This window comes from Pigmentiphaga kullae, from assembly GCF_004216695.1.
GTDB classification, from domain to species: Bacteria; Pseudomonadota; Gammaproteobacteria; order Burkholderiales; family Burkholderiaceae_B; genus Pigmentiphaga; species Pigmentiphaga kullae.
Genome location: NZ_SGXC01000001.1, coordinates 456,273 through 477,476, shown reverse-complemented (window position 1 = coordinate 477,476; position 21,204 = coordinate 456,273). Strand labels below are relative to the sequence as shown.

At 68.1% G+C, this 21,204-nt stretch carries 23 protein-coding genes; 12 read left to right on the top strand and 11 right to left on the bottom strand.

Annotated features, from left to right (window positions below; translation table 11 throughout):
- Window positions 1-32: 32 nt before the first annotated feature.
- Window positions 33-950 (bottom strand): LysR family transcriptional regulator, encoded by a 918-nt coding sequence (locus EV675_RS02355; RefSeq protein WP_165404394.1) that lies wholly within the window; start codon window positions 948-950, stop codon window positions 33-35.
- 105 nt (window positions 951-1,055) lie between these two features.
- Between EV675_RS02355 and EV675_RS02350 the strand changes: the two genes are divergently transcribed.
- Together EV675_RS02350 and EV675_RS02345 are read left to right on the top strand one after the other, a co-directional pair.
- Complete coding sequence (locus EV675_RS02350; RefSeq protein WP_242621308.1) at window positions 1,056-2,081, top strand: Bug family tripartite tricarboxylate transporter substrate binding protein; 1,026 nt, start codon at window positions 1,056-1,058, stop codon at window positions 2,079-2,081.
- 3 nt (window positions 2,082-2,084) lie between these two features.
- Entirely contained in the window at window positions 2,085-3,689 is a 1,605-nt protein-coding gene (locus EV675_RS02345) for a sulfatase family protein (protein WP_130355814.1), read from the top strand.
- 4 nt (window positions 3,690-3,693) lie between these two features.
- On the opposite strand, the gene EV675_RS02340 is transcribed toward EV675_RS02345, so the two are convergent.
- The 4 genes from EV675_RS02340 to EV675_RS02325 form a co-directional block, all read right to left on the bottom strand.
- The gene (locus EV675_RS02340; protein WP_130355813.1) at window positions 3,694-4,476 is read right to left on the bottom strand and encodes a hypothetical protein; all 783 of its coding nucleotides are present in this window, start codon (window positions 4,474-4,476) and stop codon (window positions 3,694-3,696) included.
- Window positions 4,473-4,964: a response regulator gene (locus EV675_RS02335; protein WP_087838709.1), complete on the bottom strand. Its 492-nt coding sequence runs from the start codon at window positions 4,962-4,964 to the stop codon at window positions 4,473-4,475. Before EV675_RS02335 ends, EV675_RS02340 begins: the two co-directional genes overlap by 4 nt.
- 13 nt (window positions 4,965-4,977) lie before the next feature.
- On the bottom strand, window positions 4,978-5,682 hold the full coding sequence (locus EV675_RS02330; RefSeq protein WP_165404393.1) for an EAL domain-containing protein: 705 nt from the start codon (window positions 5,680-5,682) through the stop codon (window positions 4,978-4,980).
- A 212-nt stretch (window positions 5,683-5,894) separates the two neighbouring features.
- On the bottom strand, window positions 5,895-6,779 hold the full coding sequence (locus tag EV675_RS02325; RefSeq protein WP_130355812.1) for a LysR family transcriptional regulator: 885 nt from the start codon (window positions 6,777-6,779) through the stop codon (window positions 5,895-5,897).
- Between the two features lie 100 nt (window positions 6,780-6,879).
- Here EV675_RS02325 and EV675_RS02320 point away from each other — a divergent pair, with 100 nt between their 5' ends.
- Genes EV675_RS02320 through EV675_RS02305 form a run of 4 tightly spaced genes read left to right on the top strand, consistent with a single transcriptional unit; the run spans window position 6,880 to window position 9,732 of the window.
- Entirely contained in the window at window positions 6,880-7,899 is a 1,020-nt protein-coding gene (locus tag EV675_RS02320; protein ID WP_130355811.1) for a membrane dipeptidase, read from the top strand.
- Window positions 7,899-8,249 (top strand): RidA family protein, encoded by a 351-nt coding sequence (locus EV675_RS02315; RefSeq protein ID WP_130355810.1) that lies wholly within the window; start codon window positions 7,899-7,901, stop codon window positions 8,247-8,249. Before EV675_RS02320 ends, EV675_RS02315 begins: the two co-directional genes overlap by 1 nt.
- A 22-nt stretch (window positions 8,250-8,271) precedes the next feature.
- Window positions 8,272-9,237: a Bug family tripartite tricarboxylate transporter substrate binding protein gene (locus EV675_RS02310; RefSeq protein WP_130355809.1), complete on the top strand. Its 966-nt coding sequence runs from the start codon at window positions 8,272-8,274 to the stop codon at window positions 9,235-9,237.
- Window positions 9,238-9,246: 9 nt separating this feature from the next.
- Window positions 9,247-9,732: a RidA family protein gene (locus tag EV675_RS02305; RefSeq protein ID WP_130355808.1), complete on the top strand. Its 486-nt coding sequence runs from the start codon at window positions 9,247-9,249 to the stop codon at window positions 9,730-9,732.
- Between the two features lie 12 nt (window positions 9,733-9,744).
- Here the strand turns inward: EV675_RS02305 and EV675_RS02300 are convergent, their stop codons facing one another.
- Together EV675_RS02300 and EV675_RS02295 are read right to left on the bottom strand one after the other, a co-directional pair.
- The gene (locus tag EV675_RS02300; protein WP_130355807.1) at window positions 9,745-10,791 is read right to left on the bottom strand and encodes a glycosyltransferase family 4 protein; all 1,047 of its coding nucleotides are present in this window, start codon (window positions 10,789-10,791) and stop codon (window positions 9,745-9,747) included.
- Between the two features lie 97 nt (window positions 10,792-10,888).
- A complete protein-coding gene (locus tag EV675_RS02295; protein ID WP_130355806.1) occupies window positions 10,889-11,104 on the bottom strand; it encodes a DUF1289 domain-containing protein in 216 nt (71 codons plus the stop codon).
- 149 nt (window positions 11,105-11,253) lie between these two features.
- Between EV675_RS02295 and EV675_RS02290 the strand changes: the two genes are divergently transcribed.
- Window positions 11,254-12,258 carry an aldo/keto reductase gene (locus EV675_RS02290; protein WP_130355805.1) on the top strand — a complete coding sequence of 335 codons (1,005 nt, stop codon included), beginning with the start codon at window positions 11,254-11,256 and terminating at the stop codon, window positions 12,256-12,258.
- On the opposite strand, the gene EV675_RS02285 is transcribed toward EV675_RS02290, so the two are convergent.
- On the bottom strand, window positions 12,221-13,213 hold the full coding sequence (locus EV675_RS02285; protein ID WP_165404392.1) for a LysR family transcriptional regulator: 993 nt from the start codon (window positions 13,211-13,213) through the stop codon (window positions 12,221-12,223). The genes EV675_RS02290 and EV675_RS02285 overlap by 38 nt on opposite strands.
- Before the next feature lie 134 nt (window positions 13,214-13,347).
- Between EV675_RS02285 and EV675_RS02280 the strand changes: the two genes are divergently transcribed.
- From EV675_RS02280 to EV675_RS02260, 5 genes are all read left to right on the top strand, one after another.
- A complete protein-coding gene (locus EV675_RS02280; RefSeq protein ID WP_130355803.1) occupies window positions 13,348-13,875 on the top strand; it encodes a carboxymuconolactone decarboxylase family protein in 528 nt (175 codons plus the stop codon).
- A gap of 41 nt (window positions 13,876-13,916) precedes the next feature.
- Complete coding sequence (locus EV675_RS02275) at window positions 13,917-14,999, top strand: 2-hydroxyacid dehydrogenase (protein WP_130355802.1); 1,083 nt, start codon at window positions 13,917-13,919, stop codon at window positions 14,997-14,999.
- Between the two features lie 58 nt (window positions 15,000-15,057).
- Window positions 15,058-16,032 carry a Bug family tripartite tricarboxylate transporter substrate binding protein gene (locus tag EV675_RS02270; RefSeq protein WP_165404391.1) on the top strand — a complete coding sequence of 325 codons (975 nt, stop codon included), beginning with the start codon at window positions 15,058-15,060 and terminating at the stop codon, window positions 16,030-16,032.
- Between the two features lie 239 nt (window positions 16,033-16,271).
- Window positions 16,272-17,249 carry a Bug family tripartite tricarboxylate transporter substrate binding protein gene (locus EV675_RS02265; protein WP_130355800.1) on the top strand — a complete coding sequence of 326 codons (978 nt, stop codon included), beginning with the start codon at window positions 16,272-16,274 and terminating at the stop codon, window positions 17,247-17,249.
- Window positions 17,250-17,331: 82 nt separating this feature from the next.
- Window positions 17,332-18,324 carry a substrate-binding domain-containing protein gene (locus EV675_RS02260; protein WP_130355799.1) on the top strand — a complete coding sequence of 331 codons (993 nt, stop codon included), beginning with the start codon at window positions 17,332-17,334 and terminating at the stop codon, window positions 18,322-18,324.
- A gap of 16 nt (window positions 18,325-18,340) precedes the next feature.
- Here EV675_RS02260 and EV675_RS02255 read toward each other — a convergent pair whose 3' ends face one another.
- From EV675_RS02255 to EV675_RS02245, 3 genes are all read right to left on the bottom strand, one after another.
- Window positions 18,341-19,153 carry an amidohydrolase family protein gene (locus tag EV675_RS02255; protein WP_242621307.1) on the bottom strand — a complete coding sequence of 271 codons (813 nt, stop codon included), beginning with the start codon at window positions 19,151-19,153 and terminating at the stop codon, window positions 18,341-18,343.
- 12 nt (window positions 19,154-19,165) lie between these two features.
- Entirely contained in the window at window positions 19,166-20,137 is a 972-nt protein-coding gene (locus tag EV675_RS02250; protein WP_165404390.1) for a Bug family tripartite tricarboxylate transporter substrate binding protein, read from the bottom strand.
- 114 nt (window positions 20,138-20,251) lie between these two features.
- Window positions 20,252-21,166, bottom strand: coding sequence for a LysR family transcriptional regulator (locus tag EV675_RS02245; RefSeq protein WP_130355797.1), 915 nt, complete (start codon window positions 21,164-21,166; stop codon window positions 20,252-20,254).
- Window positions 21,167-21,204: the final 38 nt, after the last annotated feature.

Genomic DNA, 21,204 nt, shown 5'->3' with positions numbered 1-21,204 from the left:
CAGGCGAGGGCGCGCGGCGCGGGATTCGGGCATCAGAATGTTGCCGGAACCAGGTCCGGATTGCGCTTGAGTCCGGCCAGCAGATAGTCAGCCAGCGCCCGGCAGCGCAGGGGGATGTGGTCGCGCTGGGGCAGGTAGAGATGGACGTCGACCTGGCGCGAGACGTAGCCGATGGACACCGGACGCAGCCTGCCCGCGCGGATGTGCGGCGCCGCGTAGTAGCTGGCGATCTGGCCAATGCCCGCGCCGTGCAGCACCGCGCGGTGCTGGCTTTCGGCGTCCTGCACCGACAGCGCGCCCTCGGGATTGAGCGTGACGATGTCGCCGCCCGACTGGAAGGTCCAGGGCCAGAGCCTGCCAGTGCGGGGATGGCGCAGCAGCACGCAGCGATGGCCGCGCAACGCGTCCACGTGGTCCGGCACGCCCCATTCGTCCAGGTAGGCCGGCGAGGCGCACAGCACGTGGTTGAAGGCCCCGGCCTTGCGGGCGACCAGCGAGCTGCTGGGAAGCTCGCCGCCTATGATGCCCACGTCCACGCCGTGCTCGACCACGTCCGGCAATTGGTTCAGGGTCAGCATGTCGACCCGGATCTGGGGATAGCGGTCCAGGAAGCGGCCCATCAACGGCGCGACGAGTTCATAGCTGATGGCATAGGGCAGCGCCAGCCTGACCGTACCCACCATCTGTTCGGTGCGGTCGCGCAGGACATCGAGCCCGCCCTGGATGGTTTCCATGCCGACCCGGCAGCGTTCGTGGAAGGCCCGGCCTTCCTCGGTCAGGTTGATGCTGCGGGTGGTGCGGTAGAACAGGCGCACGCCCACCTGTTGTTCGAGCTGTCTGATCTGGGCGCTGACGGCCTGCGGCGTGACGCCCAGCGTGCGGGCCGCCTTGCTGAAGCTGCCCGCTTCCGCCGCCCGGGCGAACGTGACGATGAGCCGCAGGTGGTCCATATTTGCAAATGCAGCTTGAAAGTGATTCAAGCGATTATCCACTACACGATAAATATCGACCACCCTAGACTGCGCTTGCATCGAACGCCTTTGGGGAGATCAAGCATGGATGGCAAGCGCAGGGACGGCATGCGGCCCGGCCGGCGGGCGGGGCTGCGCGCGGGAGCCGGGCTGACGGCCTGCTGGCTGGCGGGCGGGGGGCTGCCGCCCCGGCCCGCGATGGCCCAGGGGTTTCCCGCCAGGGCGGTGACGCTCGTCGTGCCCTTCCCGCCCGGGGGCGGTGTGGATCCCATCGCCCGGCTGCTGAGCGAGAAGCTGGGCAAGGCCTGGGGCCAGCCGGTGGTGGTCAGCAACCGTCCCGGCGGAGGCAGCAGCATAGGCACCGGCATCGTGGCGCGCGCCGAGCCCGACGGCTACACCCTGCTGGTCACGGCCAACACTTTCGCCATGGCTCCACACGTTTTGCCCCGGAACCTGGGCTACACCTTCGACGTGCAGCGGGACTTCACGCCCATCGCGATGATTTCCTCCACGCCCATGCTGCTGCTGGCGCATCCCGGCCTGGGCGTGAAGAACGCCCGCGAACTGGCCGAGCTTGCCCGGAGCGGGCCGCCGCTGGCCTACGCGACCTCCGGCAACGGCTCGCCCATGCACATCGCCGGCGAACTGTTCAACCGCGCCGCCGGGCTGTCGCTGCTGCATTCTCCGTACCGTGGCGTGGGGCCGGCGCTGAACGACGCGCTGGGCGGGCAGGTCAAGCTGATCTATCTGGGCTATGGCGGCGCCAAGCCCTACATCGAGAGCGGACGGCTGGTGCCGCTCGCAGTCGTGGACGAGCGCCGCAGCCCGCTGATCCCCGACCTGCCCACGATGGCGGAGCAGGGCTTCCCGGGCGTGTTCGTGAACATCTGGTTCGGCGTCTACGGTCCGGCAGGCATGGCGCCCGCGCTGGCCGACCGGCTGAACGCGCAGATCAACGCGGCCCTGCGCGAACCGGATGCCGTGGAGCACTTCAGGCAGCGCGGCGAACTGGTGGCGGGCGGACCCCGCGAGGTGCTGGCCAAGGCCACGCGCGAAGACTACGAGCGCTACGGCGAGATCGTGAAACGCTTCAAGATCCAGGCGGACTGAGCCATGTCCGTCCCCAACATCCTGATCTTCATCACCGACCAGCACCGGGCCGACCACCTGGGCTGCTACGGCAACCCCGTGCTGCGCACGCCCCACATCGACGCGCTGGCGTCTGCGGGCGTGCGCGCCGAGCGCTTCTACGCCGCCAGCACGACCTGCATGTCCAACCGCGCGACGTTGATGACGGGGCGCCTGCCGTCGGTGCACGGGGTGGTCCACAACGGCATCAACCTGTCGCTGGACCAGACCACCTTCGTGGAGCTGCTGCGCGACGCGGGCTATGCCACAGCGTTGATCGGCAAGTCGCACCTGCAATGCTTCGGCTACGACCATCCCGACAAGCGCGACTGGCGGCCCGTGGAGGGGCGCCGGTCGCCCGCCGAAGGCCTGCGCGACGCCACCAAGCGGCCGCGCATGGGCGAAGGCTACGGCAACGAATGGACGCCGGACTGGAAGGCGGGGCGCCGGCAGCGGGTGGATACGCCGTACTACGGCTTCGATCACGTCGAACTGTGCACGCTGCACGGCGACCAGGTGCAGGGTGACTACGCCCGCTGGCTGGCCGAGCGCCATCCGGATCCCGACAGCCTGCGCGGGCGGGACCACGCGCTGCCCGCCCAGGGGGGCGGGGCGCCGCAGGCCTGGCGCACGCGCGTGCCGGAGGCGCTCTATCCGTCGTCCTACATCGGCGAGCGTGCCTGCGGCTGGCTGGAGTCCCTGGCCGCGCAAGCCGGGCCGGCGGCGCCGTTCTTCCTGATGTGCTCCTTTCCCGATCCGCACCACCCCTTCACGCCGCCGGGGCGGTTCTGGGACCTGTACGATCCGGCGGACGTGCCGCTGCCGGCGTCGTTCCATGCGCCCGGCGGCTCGCCGCTGGTGCGGGGTGTGCACGACTACGGCCGCGGCGGCGGCACGCGCGAAGGCTATACGGCCTTCCCCGTTTCCGAACGCGAGTGCCGCGAGATCACGGCCCTGACCTACGGCATGATCGGCCTGATCGACGAGCAGGTCGGCCGCGTGATGGCGACGCTGGACCGCCTGGGGCTGCGCGAGAACACCCTCGTCATCTTCACCAGCGACCACGGCGACATGATGGGGGACCACGGCGTGATGCTGAAGGGGCCCATGCACTATCAGGGCGTAGTCAGGGTGCCCTTCATCTGGAGCGACCCCGCGCTGCCGGAAACCCGGCGCGGAACGGTCTGCGAGGCGCCGGCCGGGACCCTGGACATCGCCGGGACCGTGCTCGACCGGGCGGGCATCGCCGCCTACAACGGCATGCAGGGCCTGAGCCTGCGCGAGGCGCTGGAGCGCGGCGCCCCGCTGCCGCGGCCGGGCGTGCTGGTCGAGAACGAGCCGGTCATGTTCCAGTTCGGACGTCCGCGGCGCTTCCGCCTGCGCACGCTGTTGACCGGGCAGTGGCGGATCACGCAGTCGGACGACCGGGCGCTGTGCGAACTCTATGACCTGGAAAAGGATCCGCTGGAGCTGCGCAATCTTTGGGACGATCCGGGCGCGGCAAGCCGGCGCGCCGAACTGACCGATCTCCTGCTGGCTGCCATGATCGAGCATGCCGACGCATCGCCGCTGCCCGCCGGGGTTGCGTAAGGCGTCAGCGGTGGCCGTGCGGCGGATGCAGGTCCGGGTAGACCAGGGATAGCAGCGCCAGGTCCCGCAGGTCTTCGGTGGACAGGTCGGTGGGCGCCAGCGTGTTCAAGGCTCGCAAGCCCTTGCGCAGCCAGGCGCGCGATTCGCGGCTGTCGGCGAAATAGCTGCCGGCGAAGATCAGCGCCTTGGCGATGTCCGGACGAGAACCGTCGCGCCACTGGCGCGAGAAGAAGTGGCGCAGGTAGCGGACCTGGACCACGAGACTGCGGCGGGTGGTCTCGCTGGCCAGCCCGCCGCCGCGCAGGTCCCATTTGATCCAGTTGACGATGCGGGGCGCCAGGCTGGGCGCCTCCCATCCGGGGCCGCGGCCCGGACCGTTGGCGACCGCCCAGTTCAATACCAGCGCCCGGTGCCACTCCCGTCGCTGCTCGGCGTCGGCGGCGTTCAGGTCGTCGAAGCGGTGCAACTGGCCGATCCAGTCCTGGCCCCAGGGCTGATGATGCCAGCCGCGCGAATCCGGCAGGACGCGTTCGATGCCCTGGAAGGAAAAGGCCCGGGGAGCGGTCATGGAGCGGGGGCCGCTGCCGGCCGGCCAGCGCCGCGCGGCGGGCCGCAGCGACGGCGACCGGCCATGGACGGGGTCCATCAGATAGCGCTCGTGGCGCTTCATGCCATGGAGGTAGTCGCGGACAAGCCTGGACAGGAGGCGGCGCAATCCGGCCGGCGGTCGCCGGTCGCCCCGGACGTGGCCCGCCCCGCCGGTGGCGCCGGCGGCCTGCCGGGTCACAGGAAGTGGCGCAGATCCGTCAGGCACGGGGACTTGAGGTGACGGGCTAGGCATGGCGTCTTGGGCGGAACGGACAAGGTGAAGGGGACGCCGGGCTCGAGCAGGAGGACGATCTGGAAGTCCCGCGGCAAGTGGGGGTATAGCGGCGTCAGTTCTCCCAGATCGAGGTTCGGTAGGGAGACGTTCAGGAACAGCGTCGTCGGCTGCCATTCGGCCAGGACCTGGACGAGGTGCCGCCGGTCGTGCACGGCGCGCGCATGGCAGCCCTGCTGGCTGAGGAAGTCGCAGACATCGGCGCAGAACCGCTTGCCCATGTCGGCCACCAGCACGCGCTTGTTGGTGCGCGCGGGCGGGGGGGAGGGCGAGGCGACGGCCAGGGCGAAGTCATTGCGGGGGATGCGCTTGGCGCTGCGGCGCGGCGTCTTGCGCGCGGGGCGGGCCTTGGCCGCGGGGGCGGCCGGTTCGTTCCGGGCGGGGGCGGCGGTCATGGTGGCGGTCCGGTCAGTGACGTTCGCCCGCGCAGGCCGCCAGGCGCCACGGGCTGGGCCGCAGCCAGGGAGCATGCAGCGCGGGAAGGCCCGCCAGGACGCCCTGGATCCATACGCCCGCCTCGCGCGGCAGACGCAGCAGGTCGGCGGGATCGTCCACGCCCTGGATGACGACCGCCGGCGCCAGCCGGCGGCACAGGCGGATCAGGCCGGAGGTGCCGCCCACGCCGTGCAGGCGGCGCGCGCGATGCAGGTATGCCGGAGCGATCCTGACGATGTCGGGACGGGCATCGAGCAGGAAGTCCACGGTGCCGCCGGCCGCGCCGAAATCGTCGATGGCCAGCAGGCAGCCCAGTTTGCGCAGCCGGCCGGCAAGGCCGAGGGCTTGCCGCGATTCCAGCCTGTCGTCGCTCTGGGCCAGTTCGATCACCAGCCGCCGGGCGAGCCGGTTGTCGGCGCGCAGTTCGTCCAGCAGGGGGGCCCAGCCGGCTTCGTCGGCCAGCATGTCCGGCGAGACGGAGCAGCCCAGCGTGATCCAGGGGTGGTCACGCAGGACCGCCATCACGGCCTGGACAAGCGCAAGGCCGGGCGCGTCCCGCGCGTCGTCGTCGGGCGATGCCAGCAGGCGGGACGTGACGCTCTGGTAGAGGTTGCGCGTGCCATCCAGCAGCGACGAGACAGGCTGGAACGCCAGGGCCCGGGCGCCGGGTCCGGGCATGTCGACGTAAGCGGGCGGCGGGGCGGGAAAGGAGAGAGGGAGGGCCGGCTGCGCTGGCGATGGATGGGTAACCTGCATGGAATGCTGCCTTCGACGTCAGTTCTCTCGACCTGCCGTCCATGCCTATGGACCGATAGTCAAGAATGCAAGGATAAGGGGGGCATCGCATCTTTATCTGAGCAAATCTGAGCAAGCGGCCCCGATTCCGCGATTCAGATCGTGGCGGCCATGGTGCGGCTGCAGTCCAGGACCAGGTCCAGCATGGCCTGGGACGCCGGGCTCAGGCTGGCGTCGCGCAGCGTGATCAGGTCGAGGCTGCGGGTTGCGCCCTGGTCGGCCAGGGGCAGCAGGCGGACGGTCCGGCTGGCGGTGACGGCCATGGTCGGCAGCAGCGTGACGCCGAAGCCCTGGGCCACGAAGGTCAGCAGCGACGTGGTGTTGTGCAGGTTCAGCGGCGCCTGTTCCACCAGGCGCGACAGTTCGGGCGAGGAAAAGCGCGAACACAGGCCGTTGGCGATGAACTCGGCCGGATCGATGTCGCGCCAGCGGACCGGCCGTTTCAGCGCGTTCAGGCGGTGCCCGGCGGGGCAGACCAGCACGAAGGGATCCTTCAGCAGCGGTTCGGCCTTCAGGTCCGGGTCGGCATTGGAGGCGGGCGCCGTGGCGATGCCGAAGTCGACGACGCCGGCGGAAACGGCCTGGATCACTGCCGCCGAATCGATGTCCCGTAGGTCGATGCGCACGCCGGGGCGGGTCGCCCGCATGCGGGCAATGGCGGCCGGCAGCAGACGGGTGGCCGCCGACGGCACGGCGGCGATCCGGGCGATGCCCTGGCCGCCCTGCGCGTAGCCGCGCATCTGGGCCAGCGCGGCATCGAAGGCATGCAGCGCCCGCTGCGCCTGGAGATGCACGTGCCGGCCCAGCGGCGTCAGCCGGTTCTTGCGTTCGCCCTCGAACAGGGCTCCGCCCAGTTCCGATTCGATCTGCTTCAGGGTCATCGACAGCGCGGCGGGCGTGCGGCCGACCCGGTCGCCCGCCTCGACCAGCGCGCCCGTGTCCACCACCGCGACGAAAGTCCGTAGTTGATCGATCTTCATTTAAGGAAAATTTGAATTCATTGAATATATTTTAGTTTGACTGAATTCTGCCTGGATCTCTACAGTTTCGCCATCAATGACGCAGGAGCTGGAACCGGGAATGGGCAACGACAGGACGCATCCCTTTCGCATCGATGGGCTGCAATACAACAACTGGTCCGAGAAGATCTTCCGCCAATGGCGGGAGGGCGGCCTGGACGCCGTGCACGTCACCATCGCGTACCACGAGAACTTCCGCGAAATGGTGCAGGTCATCGAACGCTGGAACCGCTGGTTCGAGGCTTTTCCCGAGCTCATCGTGCTGGCCCGCAGCGCCGGCGACGTGCGCCGGGCGCGCGACGAAGGGCGCACGGCGGTCGTGTTCGGATGCCAGAATCCCTCGCCCATCGAGGACGACATCGGGCTGGTGGAAGTGCTGCACACGCTGGGCGTGCGCTTCATGCAGCTGACCTACAACAACCAGTCGCTGCTGGCCAGCGGCTGCTATGAAGCGAACGACGGCGGCGTCACGCGCATGGGGCGCGAGGTCATACGCGAGATGAACCGCGTCGGCCTGGTGATCGACATGAGCCACTCGGGCGAGCGCTCGACGCTCGAAGCGATCGAACTGTCGCAGCGCCCCATCGTCGTCAGCCACGCCAACCCGCATGCGTGGGCGCCCGCGCTGCGCAACAAGTCGGACAGGGTCATCAAGGCGCTGGCCGCGTCCGGCGGCATGCTGGGTTTTTCGCTGTATCCCCATCACCTGAAGGACAAGTCCGCCTGCAGCCTGGAAGCGTTTTGCGAAATGGTGGCCCGTACCGCCGAGCTGGCGGGGATCGAGGCGCTGGGCATAGGCTCGGACCTGTGCCAGGACCAGCCGGACTCCGTCGTGCAGTGGATGCGAATGGGGCGCTACACCAAGCGGATGGACTACGGCGAGGGGTCGGCGGCGCAGCCGGGGTTCCCGCCGCAGCCCGACTGGTTCCGCGACAGCCGTGACATGGCACGGATCGAGGCCGGACTGCGCGCCGTGGGCTTCTCGGAACGGGATACCGCGCGGGTGCTGGGCGAGAACTGGCTGCGCTTTTTCGAGGCGGGCTTCGGGCCCATGCAGGCCGACGCGCGGGAGGCGGCGTGATGGGCATCCAGAGAATCGGACCCGGCGCGCGCATGTCGGAAATCTCGGTCTTCAATGGCGTCCTGTACCTGGCGGGCCAGGTGCCCAAGGAAACCCGCGGGCGCGACATCCGCGAGCAGACGGCCGAAGTGCTGGGCATGATCGACGGGCTGCTGGAAGGCGCGGGCAGCAATCGCACCCGGCTGCTGTCCTGCCAGATATACCTGCGGGACATGGCGCTGTTCGCGCCCATGAACGAAGTCCGGGATACCTGGGTCGCCGCCGGCCAGGCCCCGGCCCGCGCCACGGTGCAGGCCGCGCTGGCTTCGCCCGGGTGCGATATAGAAATCGTCGCGGTCGCCGCGGCCTGAACAACGAAGAAGGAGACCTTTCATGTCCATGTATCGCGTAGCCGCCGCCGTCCTGGCGCTGTCATGTGCCGCGGGCGCCCAGGCGGCGTCCTTTCCCAGCAGGATGATCCATCTCGTCGTGCCCTTTCCCCCGGGCGGCGTGGCCGATCTCGTGACGCGCACGGTGGGCCAGAAGGTGGCCCAGGACATCGGCCAGCCCGTGGTGGTCGACAACAAGCCGGGCGCCAGCGGCATCATCGGCGCGGAACACGTGGCGCGGGCCGCGCCCGACGGCTACACGCTGCTGGTGGCGAACCTGCCGGTCATGTCCATCAACGAGCTGCAATACTCGGACCTGCCCTACTCCGCGAGCCGCGACTTCACGCCCGTCGTCATGCTGGCGGACCAGCCCTACATCATCGCCGCCAAGCCCGGCCTGCCGGCAGCCGACCTGGCCGCGTTCATCCGGCTGGCCAAACAGAAGCCGGGCGCGCTGACCTTCGGTTCGGCGTCCAGTTCGACCTACCTGGCGGGCGAGCTTTTCAACGCACGGGCCGGTACGCGGATGACGCACGTGCCCTACAAGGGCAGCGCGCCCGCCATCAACGACCTGCTGGGCGGACATATCGATCTGCTGCTCGATCCGGTCATCACGCTGTTGCCGCATGCCCGGGCCGGGAAGATCCAGGCCCTGGCGGTGACCTCGCCCACGCGCATCGAGATCGCGCCCGAGATCCCGACCTACAAGGAAGCCGGCCTGGAAGGCCTGGACATTACGTCCTGGCAAGGCATCGTGGCGCCCGCCGCTACCCCGCGCGAGGTGGTCGAGGCCCTGAACGCGGCGTTCAACCGCGCGCTCAAGTCGCCCGAGGTCGCGGCGCGCCTGAAAGAGCAGGGCGTGTCGGTGAAAGGCGGATCCGCCGCCCAGTTCGCGGCCTTCGTCGAGGCCGAGAACCAGCGTTGGGCCAAGCTGGCCCGGGAAGTGGGCTTCAAGCCCACGAAGCGCTAGGAGACGTCCATGCCGAATGCCGATGAGCGCCTGCGCGCGCTGGGGCTGGCGCTGCCGCCGCCCACGCCGACGCTTTTCTCGTACGCGCCGGCGATCCGGCACCGCGATACCGTCCACGTCGCCGGACAGATCCCCAAGACCGGGGCCGATACGCTCCTGGCCCAGGGGGTCGTGGGCGAGTCGGTGGGTGCCGGCATGGGGCGCGAGGCCGTCCGGCTGTGCGTGCTGCACGCCCTGGCGTGGGTGCGGCACCTGGCCGGCGGCTCGCTGGCCGGCGTCGACCGGGTGCTGCGCGTGAACTACTTCTTCCAGGTTGGCCGCGCGCGAGGGCGGTGGTCGGAGCTGGCCGACGAAGGGTCCGAGCTGCTGGTGGCGCTGTTCGGCGATAGCGGGCGCCATCCGCGTTCCGTCATCGGCGTGAGCGAGCTGCCGCGCAACGCTCCGGTGCTGGTCGACCTGGACATCGCGCTTCGGGAAGGAACGCCCGGCGCCTGACCCTCAGGGCCGCTACACCGCGCCTTGCGGATACCAGTCCAGGTCGGCCTTCTCGCGCTTCGGATCGGCCGGCACCTGCAACTCCAGCAGGCGGGCGGCGATGGCGGTCCAGCTGTGCTCCAGCGCGTGCTGGCGGATGTCGGTGCCCGACAGTTCCAGCGCCCCCATGCAGGCCGCGCGCAGGTCGTCGTGCAGGACGCCGGTGCGTCCTTCGCTTACGACCGCCATCGGTGCCTCGCTGCGATAGGCGGCCACCGGCGTGCCGCAGGCGATCGCCTCCAGCATGACCAGGCCGAAGGTATCGGTCTGGCTGGGAAAGACGAACACGTCGGCGCCGGCGTAGTAGCGCGCCAGCTCGCCGTGCGGCTTCATGCCCAGGAACACCGCGCCGGGGAACTTGCGCCGCAGCCTGGCCTCGTCCGGGCCGCCGCCCACGACCACCTTGGTTCCCGGCAGGTCCAGGGACAGGAAGGCATCCAGGTTCTTTTCCCTGGCCAGGCGGCCCACGCTCAGGAAGATGGGGCCGGGGTAGGGCAGCGCGTTGCCCGCTTCGGGCCGGAAGCGCTCGGTGTCCACGCCGCGCGCCCAGATGTGGAGATTGCCCAGGCCCTTGGCCGCCAGCGTGTCGCGCACGGTGGGAGTCGGAACCAGCACGCGCTGCGAGGGCCGGTGGAACCAGCGCATGAAGCGCCAGGTCCAGTTCGCCGGGATGCCCATCCGCGCCTGGAGATAGTCCGGGAACATGGTGTGGAAGGAAGTGGTGTAGCGCCATCCCCGCTGCCGCGCCAGCCGCCGCGCCGCCAGGCCCAGCGGCCCTTCGGTGGCGATGTGCAGGGTATCGGGCGCGCGGCCCGCCAGCGTGCGCAGCAGGTGCCGGCGCGGTTCCACGCACAGCCGCACGTCGGGTTCGGTGGGGGTGGGGATGGTGCGGCTGCCGACGGGGCTGACGATGATGAGTTCGTGGCCCCAGGACGTCAGCGTCTTCTGCATGTACGTCCAGGTGTGGACGACGCCGTTGATTTGCGGATGCCAGGCATCCGTGACGAGGACGATGCGCATGGGCGGTGGAAGTCGGTGCGATGGCGCCTATTTAGCCTGCGGCATGTGACAGGCCGAAGACTGTCATGACGCGGGGGCCGTGACAAGGCGCAGCCGGTCAGCCCTTGCGCCGGGGATAGCCTTGCGCCCGGATCCGCTGCCAGACCACCTGCTTCTCCTCGGGGCTCATCTGCACCCAGTTGGCCACTTCCATGGCGGTGCGGCCGCATCCGCGGCAGATGTCGTCGAACAGGGTGGAGCACACCGCCACGCAGGGCGAGTCGGGGGTGGAAGAGAGGCTGGGGGAGTCGGAAGCAGGCAACTTGGCGGTCATATGAAGGCAGTGTAACGCCAACGGATGGGCCTTCCGGCCGAGGGCGAGACGCCGACACGACATATCCTTACTTCCAGGGATTGGTTCCAGGAAGCGCCGGGGTGTTCTAGCATAGTCGGTTCCTTCCATTCTCCACCGACGCATCCACCATGACCTTGGCCACCACCCGCCTGGGCCGCACCGGCCTGACCGTCAGCCGCCTCGCGCTCGGCACCATGACCTTCGGCCTGCAGACCGAGGAATCCGTCGCCCGCCAGATACTGGACAAGGCCGCCCAGGGCGGCATCAACTTCCTGGACACCGCCGACGTCTATCCGCTGGGCGGCGGCTTGAACACGATAGGCGCCACCGAAGAAATCCTGGGCCGCTGGCTGCGCGACGCGCCGGGCCGGCGCGCCGGCTTCGTCGTGGCGACCAAGGCCTTCGGCCGGACCGGTCCGCATCCGTGGGACCAGGGTTCGTCGCGCAAACATCTGCTGGATGCGATCGACGCCTCGCTGGCACGGCTGCAGACGGACTACGTCGACCTCTATCAACTGCACGGCGACGACACGCGCACCCCGCTGGACGAGACCCTGGAAGCCCTGGATACCATCGTGCGTTCCGGCCGCGCCCGCTACGTGGGCGTGTCGAATTTCCTGGCGTACCGCCTGGCCCGTGCGCTGGGGAAATCCGAGCTGCATGGCCTCGTGCGCTTCGTCTCGGTGCAGCCCCGCTACAGCCTGCTGTTCCGCGAGATCGAGCGCGAACTGCTGCCGCTGGCGCAGGAAGAGGGCCTGGGCGTGATCCCGTACAACCCGCTGGCCGGCGGGCTGCTGACCGGCAAGCATCGCCGCGGCGCGCCCACCGAAGGCACCCGCTTCACGCTGGGCACCGCGGCCGAGCGCTATCAGGAACGCTATTGGGCCGACCGGTATTTCGACACGGTGGACGCGTTGCAGGCGCTGGCGAAGGAGGCCGGCGTGCCGCTGACGACGCTGTCGGTGGCCTGGGTGCTGGCCAACCCGCTGGTTACCGCCCCGCTGCTGGGCGCAAGCCGGCCCGACCAACTGGACGATACGCTGGCGGCGGCCGACTACGTGCTGGACGCGGGGCTGAAGCAGCGGCTGGACGAGCTCACGCAGGTCTACCGGTGGGGCGACTCGGCGCGTTAGCGCCGGCACGTTCGCTCAGGGGCGCTCGCACCGCCTGGGCGATCGTCTGTATCGATTGCCGGAACCAGATATGGGCTGGGTCCCGGTGGTTCAATTCGTGCCAGTACATGCTGATGTCCGGATTGGCGAGCTTGAAGGGCGGCTGGACGGCCTGGATGTCCAGCCGCTCGGCGGCTTCGCGGGCGATGCGCAGAGGGACGGTGGCGATCATGTCCGTGGCCGCCACCACCGCAGGCACGATAAGGATGTTCGGCACCCGGATGGCGTGCTTGAGCGGATGCCTGGCGTTGCCCAGGGCGCGTGCCACCGAAGTCTCGATGGATCGATAAGAGGTTTCGTCGGCGCCCCAGACCACGTGGGGATACTTGAGGAATTGCCGCAAGGTGATGCGTCCGTCGATCTCGGGATGCCGGCCGCTGACGATGCAGCACGCCGCCTGGGGATAGATGAGCTTCTTCCTGAGGTCCGATGGCGGATGCAGGATGTGGCCGATGGTCAGGTCGCATGCCTGGTCCCGCAGCGCTTCAACCGTGCCGCGCATGTCCGAAGGCTGGATCGTGAGGCGGATGCGGGGCGCATGCTGCCGCAAATGATTGGCGATCGGGGGCGCGAGCAACAGTGCCAGGCCTTCCGTGGTGAGGATGCGGAAGTGCCGCTCGGATTCCTGCGCGCGGAACGTGCGTTCATGCAGGCGGTCCGGTTCGAGCAATTCCAGTGCGACCCGGACGCGTTTGGCCAGTTCCAGGGCCTTGGCCGTGGGTACCATGCCCTTGGCCGTCCTGATCAGCAGCGGATCGTCGAACTGCCGGCGCAGCCTGGCCAGCGCCGCGCTCATCGTGGACTGGCTGATGCCCATGCGCTCGGCGGCGCGGGTGACGTGGCGCTCCTGTATCAGCGCTTCGAACTGCACGAGCAACTGCAGGGTGACGGGAGAAACCGGAGAGCGGCCGGGCATGCGGGGCCTCCTGCCAAGGTCGGCATCATGGAATGGAATGAATAATGCCATCGATTCGACGCTATCGATCATGACGCTTCCGGCTGCTTAAATCTGCTCCATGAAAAGACCATGAAACGGGACGGAGATAGACGATGGCCAGGGTTTCCTATGTGGATGAGCGTTCTCATCCCGAACTGGCGGCGTTGATCGGACAGATAAGGCAGGAGCGCCGGGGCAAGTTGATTCCCGTCTATGGACTGCTGTTGCACAGCCCTGACGTGGCGCGCGCCTGGATGGCGCTGATCAACGCGGTGCGCTGGAGTACGCGACTCGACGCCCGCGTGCGCGAGCTGGTGATTCTCCGCGTTGCCGCCTTGAACGGCGCTTCTTACGTGATCGACGTGCATCGCCGCCATTTCACCAGCGGGGACGGCCTGGCCGCCGCCGAATGCGACGCCCTATGCGCGCCGAGCGTGCCGCATGGCGTGTTCGGCGCGGCGGATGCGGCGGTCATTGCCTACGTGGATGAATCGACCCGCCGCGCGAAAGTGTCGGCGCAGGTGTTCCGCCAGGCGCGGGAGTTTCTGGACGAGCGCCAGATGGTCGAGCTGTCGGTGTTGGTCGGCGCCTACAACATGCACACCCGCGTCATCAACGCGCTGGAAATCGATCCCGAATAGCCGCATGCCGGCACCTATCCACGTTCATCATCGGAAGTGACATGTCCAGTCTCCGCATCGTCGTCGAAGAAGACGTATTCACCCGCGTCCTCGGCGTCATTCTCGACCCCTGCACCGAGGCAGCCCGTGTCGCGGCCTTCGAAGATTTCTTCGTCCACGACGTTCCCGATTTCCGCGGTTGGCTCGACACCGTGCGCGCGCGCTGCCAGCGGATTTTTCCCGCAACGGTGGTGTTCGTGGCCTCGTCTTCGGAACTGCAAAGGGCGCTGCCGCAGGCCGACGCGGTGTTGGTCGAATCGCTGACGGTGGGGCGCCGGGAACTGGAACTCGCGCCGCGGCTGCGCGCCGTCCAGAAGTACGGCGTGGTGATCCGCAACATCGACGTGCAAGCGTGCGGGCGACAGGGGGTCGAGGTGCTGACCTTGCGCAGGCGCGCCAACATCGCCTGTGCGGAGCAGGCCATGATGATGGTGCTGGCATTGGCCAAACGGCTGGCGGAATTGAACGGGCGCACGACGGTTCGCCGCCTGCGCGAAGCAGGCTTCAGGCCCGCGCCGTTCGACCGGACGCACACGCCGAGCTCCAACTGGGCCCGTGTATCGGGTATTTCCATGCTCAACGGCGCGACCATGGGCATCATCGGCATGGGCGAGATCGGGCGCGAAATCGCCCAGCGCGCGCGGGCCTTCGATATGCGCATCGTCTACACCCAGCGCACCCGGCTGGCGGCCGGGGACGAAGCCGCGCTGGGGGTCGAGTATCTGGAGATGGATGAATTGCTGGGCCGAAGCGACTGGCTCGTGCCGCAATTGCCGGCCACGCCTTCCACGGAAAGGCTGCTGGATGCCGCCAGGTTCGCCAAGCTCAAGAAAGGCGCGCGCGTGGTGAACGTGTCGCGTGCCCAGGTCATGGACCGCGAGGCGACGCTGGCGGCGCTACGCGACGGAACGCTCGCGGGTCTGGGCCTGGACACGCTCTGGAGCGAGCCGGGCGAGGACGACGACGAATTGCTGAGGTATCCCCAGGTCGTGCTGACTCCCCACATGGCGGGCAGCCCTCGTTTGAATGCCACCGCCGATTTCGAGGAACTGGTCGCCGGTCTTGACCGGGCGTTGGCGCGCTGAGGCGGTCAAGAGGCGGTTGGAACAAACAGGCGCCCACTGCGCCAGAGGAGGACATTCCATGAGTCGATACACAGAGGGTTGGGCCACGGCGGCGGCATTGGCGGCCGTTTGCACGCCGGTCCTGGCCCAGGATGCGTGGCCGGAGCGGCCCGTGCGGATGATCGTGCCGTTCCAGGCGGGTAGCGCGACCGACTCGGCGGCGAGGGTGGTGGGCCTGCGCATGGGGGCATTGCTCAAGCAGCCCGTCATCGTCGAGAACCGGGTCGGAGCAAGCGGCCTGATCGGGGCCGAGGCGGTCGTGCGCGCAGCTCCCGATGGCTACACGATCCTGCTCGGCACGGTCAGCACGCAATCCGTGTCGGTCGGCTTGAACAGCAAGATGTCCTTCGATCCGGCCCGAGACCTGGCGCCTGTGGGCCTGATAGGCGCCTCGCCCTATGTGCTGGTCAGCGCCTCACGCATCGCGGCCAAGGACTTGGCCGCTTTTGTCGCCGAGGCGCGGACCCAGCCCGGCAAGCTCACCTACGCCTCGGCGGGCAACGCCAGCATGGCCAATCTTGCCGCTCAATTGCTGGCCTATCAGGCGGGCATCCAGTTGGCGCACATTCCCTACAAGAGCTCGGCGCAATCGGTCACCGACACGATCAACGGCACCATTGCGTTGCAGTTCGGGTCGGTCATGCCCGTTCTGCCCTACGTCAAGAACGGCGTGCTCAAGGCCTTGGCGGTAACCGGCGCTCAGCGGCTGCCGCTGCTGCCCGACGTGCCGACGGTGGCCGAATCCGGATTGCCCGGTTATCGCGCCGAATTGTGGATGGGACTCTTCGCGCCCAAGGATACGCCCGCGGATGTGCTGGACAGGTTGTCCCGCACGTTGAACGCCGCGCTGGCCGACAGGGAGGTGGCCGAGAGCCTGCTCGGCCAGGGAATACAGGCAACTCCCCTGGACCGCCGGGCCTTTGCCGGCTTCGTCCAGGCCGAGACGGCGAAGTGGAGCAAGGTGGTCAAGGATGCCGGCATCACCGGCGAATGACCTGCGGCCGGTTTTCGTGGCGCGGTCGCGCGGGCGGATAGATGGCCCGCAACTTGCTTGGATAACCCTCGGGGGATGACGCTCCGGCTGGTCCCTCGCAGATGCACCACATTGGAATCGCTGTGCCTATGGCGTCGTCAGGGTTGCGCCGACATGGGGCGTTTTTTTGGCACGTTCGGTCTCAAAAAAGAGATTTGTGAAGATTTTCTTTAACACAGCCTTTTGGGGATTCAGACATCATGAACCGCGTCTTTCGCTTTTTCTATACGGCCCTGGCCGCGTCGCTCCTGCCCTGCCTGGCCAGCGCGCAGACCTATCCCAATCGTCCCGTCAAGATCGTGGTGACGTTCACACCCGGAGGCGCGGCCGATGTCACGGCCCGTGTGTTCTCCGAGAAATTGGCGGAACTTTGGAAGCAGGGCGTGGTGGTCGAGAACCGCCCGGGGGCGGGCGGCTCGATCGGCGCCGAAGCGGTGCTGCGTTCGCCGGCGGACGGCTACACCTTGCTGCTCGCGACCAATACGCACATCATCAATCAGGTCGTCTATCCCAATCTGGCGTTCGATTTCACCAAGGACTTCGCGCCGTTGGGGCTACTGACTTCGTCGCCGATGATGCTGGTGATCAACCCTTCCCTGCCGGTCCGGAACATGAAAGCGTTCACGGCACTGCTGAAGGCCAATCCCGGCAAGTACGAGATCGCCAGTTGCAATGTCGCCAGTCCCCATCATTTCGGCCTGGAAATGTACAAGCACGAGATGAACATCAAGGCGCTGCATGTTCCGTATCGTGGCTGCACGCCCGCCGTCGCCGACGTGCTCGCAGACCATGTCCACGCGGCGGCGGTCTCGGCCCCGGCCGCCATCGCCTTCACCAAGAACGGCAGGCTGAACGCGCTGGCGCTGTTTTCCGCCGAGCGCAGCGAGTCGGCCGCCGGCGTGCCGACGATACGCGAGTCGGGCATTCCCGAACTGAAGGACTTTTCGCTGGACAATTACTATGGACTGATGGCGCCTCGCGGCACGCCGGCTCCCGTGCTCAAGAAGATAGAGGAAGACATGCGCCGCGTGGCTGCGATGCCGGACGTGCAGAAGCGGCTGAGGGACGCGGGGCTGGACATGCTCGTGATGAATCCCGAGGAGATGATGAAGCTGGTGCGCTCGGATTACGAGAAGTACGCGCGCGTCGCCAAGGATGCGAATATCCAGCCCGAGTGACCAGCCCCTGTTGCCGCCATCAGCGACCGGGCCGGGGCGGCCCGGTCTTTTCCCCACTGGGTTCCGAAACCGAGGAGACCACATGTCCACCTTGCAGCTCAGCCTAGGCTGCTGCGACTACGACCGCACGCGCGCATTGTTCGATGGCCGGGTTGCCATCGAAGGATGCGCGCTCGTACCGCTCGCCCTGCATCCCGAAGAGATCTTCCATCGCGCCTTCAACGGCCAAGAGTTCGATATTTCCGAACTTTCCCTGAGCAGCCATACGGTCATGACGGCGCGCGGGCAAACCGACTACGTCGCCATTCCTGCGTTCGTCTCGCGTGTATTCCGCCATTCCGGCATCTACATCCGGACCGATCGGGGAATTGACAGTCCCGCGGCGCTCAAGGGCCGGAAAATCGGCGTGCCCGAATACCAGATCACCGCCAACGTCTGGATCCGGGGCATGTTGCAGGACGAGTTCGGGCTTCATCCGCGCGACGTGCATTGGCGGCGGGGCGGGGTGGAGCAGCCTGGCCGCGAAGAGCGCGCGCCGATCGATCTGCCGCCCGACATCGACGTGCGCCAGATCGGCAACGACGAGACTTTGTCGGGTCTGCTGGAGTCGGGCGAGCTCGATGCGGTGTTCAGCGCCAAGGCGCCGTCCTGCTTCCAGCGCGGAGTGCCTGGCGTGGGCTTGATGTTTCCCGATTTCCGCTCGGTCGAGCGGGATTATTTCTCCCGCACGCGCCTGTTTCCCATCATGCACGTGGTGGGTATCCGCCGCGCGCTGGTGGACAAGCACCCCTGGCTGCCGGTCAGCGTCTACAAAGCGTTCGTCCAGGCCAAGCGCCTGGCCATGGAAGAGCTTGCCCAGATCGGGCATCTCTATGCCTCGCTGCCGTGGGGCGTGGCCGAGTACCATGCCTCGCGCGAGTTGATGGGGGACGATTTCTGGAGCTACGGACTCGAACCGAACCGGCACGTCCTCGAGACTTTCACCCGCTATCATCACGAGCAAGGGCTCTCGCCACGCCGCGTGGCCCCGGAAGAGCTGTTCCACCCTGGCGTGCTGAATCTCTCGAAGAACTGACGGACCGGATGCCGGGTCAGGAGAAATAGAACCGCAGCGCGGTATCGCCGAATATGCGGCGCCGGATGACGGGATCGGCAATGGTGTCGACCAGCCACTCGACAGCCGCCGGGTAGCTCATGGTGGATTCGGCGCCGACGAAGGGGCAGTCGCTGGCCCACATCAGGCGCTCGTGGCCCGCTTCGCGGCACAGTGCCTGTGCGCACTCGCGGGCGTTGGCGCCCAACCTGTAGGCGCCCGACAGCTTGACCCAGGTCCGCCCTTTCTCGACCGCGCGCAGCATGGCCTGGAAGCCTTCGCTATCGACGCCGGCGACCGGATCCGGCCGCCCGATGTGGTCGATGACGATCTTGACGCCCGAGCGCTGCAACGCAGGCAGCACTTCAGGCAGGCGCGGTCCTTCGATATGGACGTGTACGTGCCAGTCCAGATCGACCAGGCGGCGCAGGAATTTGCGGTAATCCCAGGAGTCCAGGTCGGGCAGGCGGTCCAGGCTGATGAAAGGCAGGCGTACGCCACGTATGCCCGCCGCATGCATGGGCTCCAGCACCTGTCTTTCGATAGAGGGTTGTACGATGACCGTACCGCGCAGCCGCGCCGACTTGCCCAAGGACTCGATGACGTAGTCGTTGTAGTCCCCCCAGGGACTGGCGGCGGCGATCACGGCGTAGTGCACGCCATGCCGGTCCATGGTGCCGAGCAACTGCTCGACCGTGAAGCTGTAGTCCGGACTGTGGCGCGGATTGGGCACGAGCGGCATGTCGCGCGTGAAGACGTGGACGTGGGCATCGACCAGCACCGCGTCGGCCGGGGAAGTCGCGAAAGTCACGAAATGCTCCTGCTAGTTCTGTTGCATGGGAATGCCCGCCTTGCGGATGACGTCCGCCCACTTGGCGATGTCGCGCCTGAACACGTCCGCCAGTTCCTCGCGCGTGCTGCCTTGAGCCTGCGTGCCGAGTTCCTCGAGGCGCTGGCGGATGGCGGGTTCGCGCAGCACTTTGTTCAGCGCGGCGTTCAGACGGTCCAGCCTGCGGGGCGGCGTGCCGGCCGGGGCGAACAGGGCGTTCCAGCCGGCGACCTCGTAGCCGGGCACGCCGCTCTCGGCCACGGTGGGCACCTTGGGCAGCCAGCTCGAGCGGTGGCTGCCGGTGGCCGCGATCGGCGTTGCCTGGCCCGACGTGATGGCGCCCTTGAGCGCGGCATACGACTCGAACATCACGTCGACGTCGCCGCGCAGCAGGGCGGTCAGTACCTCGGGCGTGCTCTTGAAGGGCACGACCATGGCGTCGATGCCGGCCATGGACTTGAACAGCTCGGCCGACAGGTTCTGCGTGCTGCCCGGGTTGATGGTGCCCAGCACCAGTTGGCGTTTCCTGCCCTCGGCCAGCAGCGCGGGCAGGGATTGCAGCTTGCCCTTGGCGTTGGTCAGCAGCACCAGGTCGAAGTAGGCGACGGTGGAGATGGGTGCGAAATCGGCGACGGGATCGTAGGGCAGCTTGAAGAGTGTCTTGCTGATCGCCGTGCCGTTGGCGAATACCGCGAGCGTATAGCCGTCGCGCGGCGCGCCCAGCACGGCGTTGGTGGCCACCACGCCGCCCGCTCCGGGCTTGTTCTCGACCACGACCTGCTGGCCCAGGCGTTCGGACAGGCGCTGCGTGACCAGGCGCAGGGAAATGTCGGCCAGCCCGCCGACGCCGAAGGGCACGATTACGCGTATGGGTTGCTCGGGGTAGCGGTCATCCTGCGCGTGGAGCGGGGTGATGGCGGCGAACATCAGCGCGGCGGCAATCGGCCGCGCGGCGCGGTGGAACATGGCGGTCTCCTCGTGGCGCGGTCCGGGCCCGCGCCGGGGCATGCGGGAGGACCGTCGATTCGCCGCCAGTCTAGGCACCCGGGGAGGCGTGGACAAATGAATTGTTTGGCGGATTCATGCGCGCCGTTCATGGACGGCCGCCAGGCGGTCCCGGATTTGGACCACCAGCAGGTCGCGCATGGCCTGCGCGGCCGGAGCGAGCACGGCGCCGCGGCGCGTGACCACGGCCAGATGGCGCGCCACCGCGGGACCGGCCAGCGGCCGCGTGACCACGCCGGGCGCCTTGGTGGCCGACAGCGCCGGCACCACGGTCAGCCCCAGCCCGTTGGCGACGAAGTCCAGCGCGATCGACGTGTGCTGGGCCTCGTAGGCCCAGCGGAACTGCAGGCGGCGATCGCCCAGCGCGTCGTCGATGGTGGCCGCGTTGCCGGCGGGAAGGCTGATGCGGATCAGGGGTTCGCCGCGCAGGCGTTCCCAATCCACTACCCTGGCCCGCGCCAGGCGGTGGCGGGGCGGGCAGGCCAGCACGAACGGTTCTTCGGCGAATACGTCCATGTCCAGGCCGAACCGGTTCGAACTGGCCAGCGACACGCCGAAGGCCGCGGTGCCGTTGTGCACGTGCTCGGCGATTTCGCCGATGGAGTCGTCCAGCACGCGTACCGAGATGTCCGGGTGCTGCGCCGCGAAGCGCAGCAGCGCCGGCGACAACTGTGTGGTCGCCAGGGTCGGCAGGCAGCCGAACACCAGCCAGCGCGGCGCGCTGCCCGCGTGCTGGCGTACGGTGTCGTAGGACAGCTCCAGCTCCTGCATGGCCTTGCGCACGCGCGGCAGCAGGGCGCGGCCGGCATCGGTCAGCGTGATCGCGCGCGTGGTGCGCGTCAGCAGCTTCATGCCCAGGCTGTCCTCCAGCTTGCGCAGGCGGTGGCTGACCGCCGTCTGGGACAGGTTCAGGTGGGTGGCGGCCGGCAGGAAGCCACCTTGCTCGACGATGCAGAGAAAGGCCTGCATGCCGAGGAAATCGATTTGCATGGATGCCTCGTGGGGGAAAACGGCACAGCGACATCATT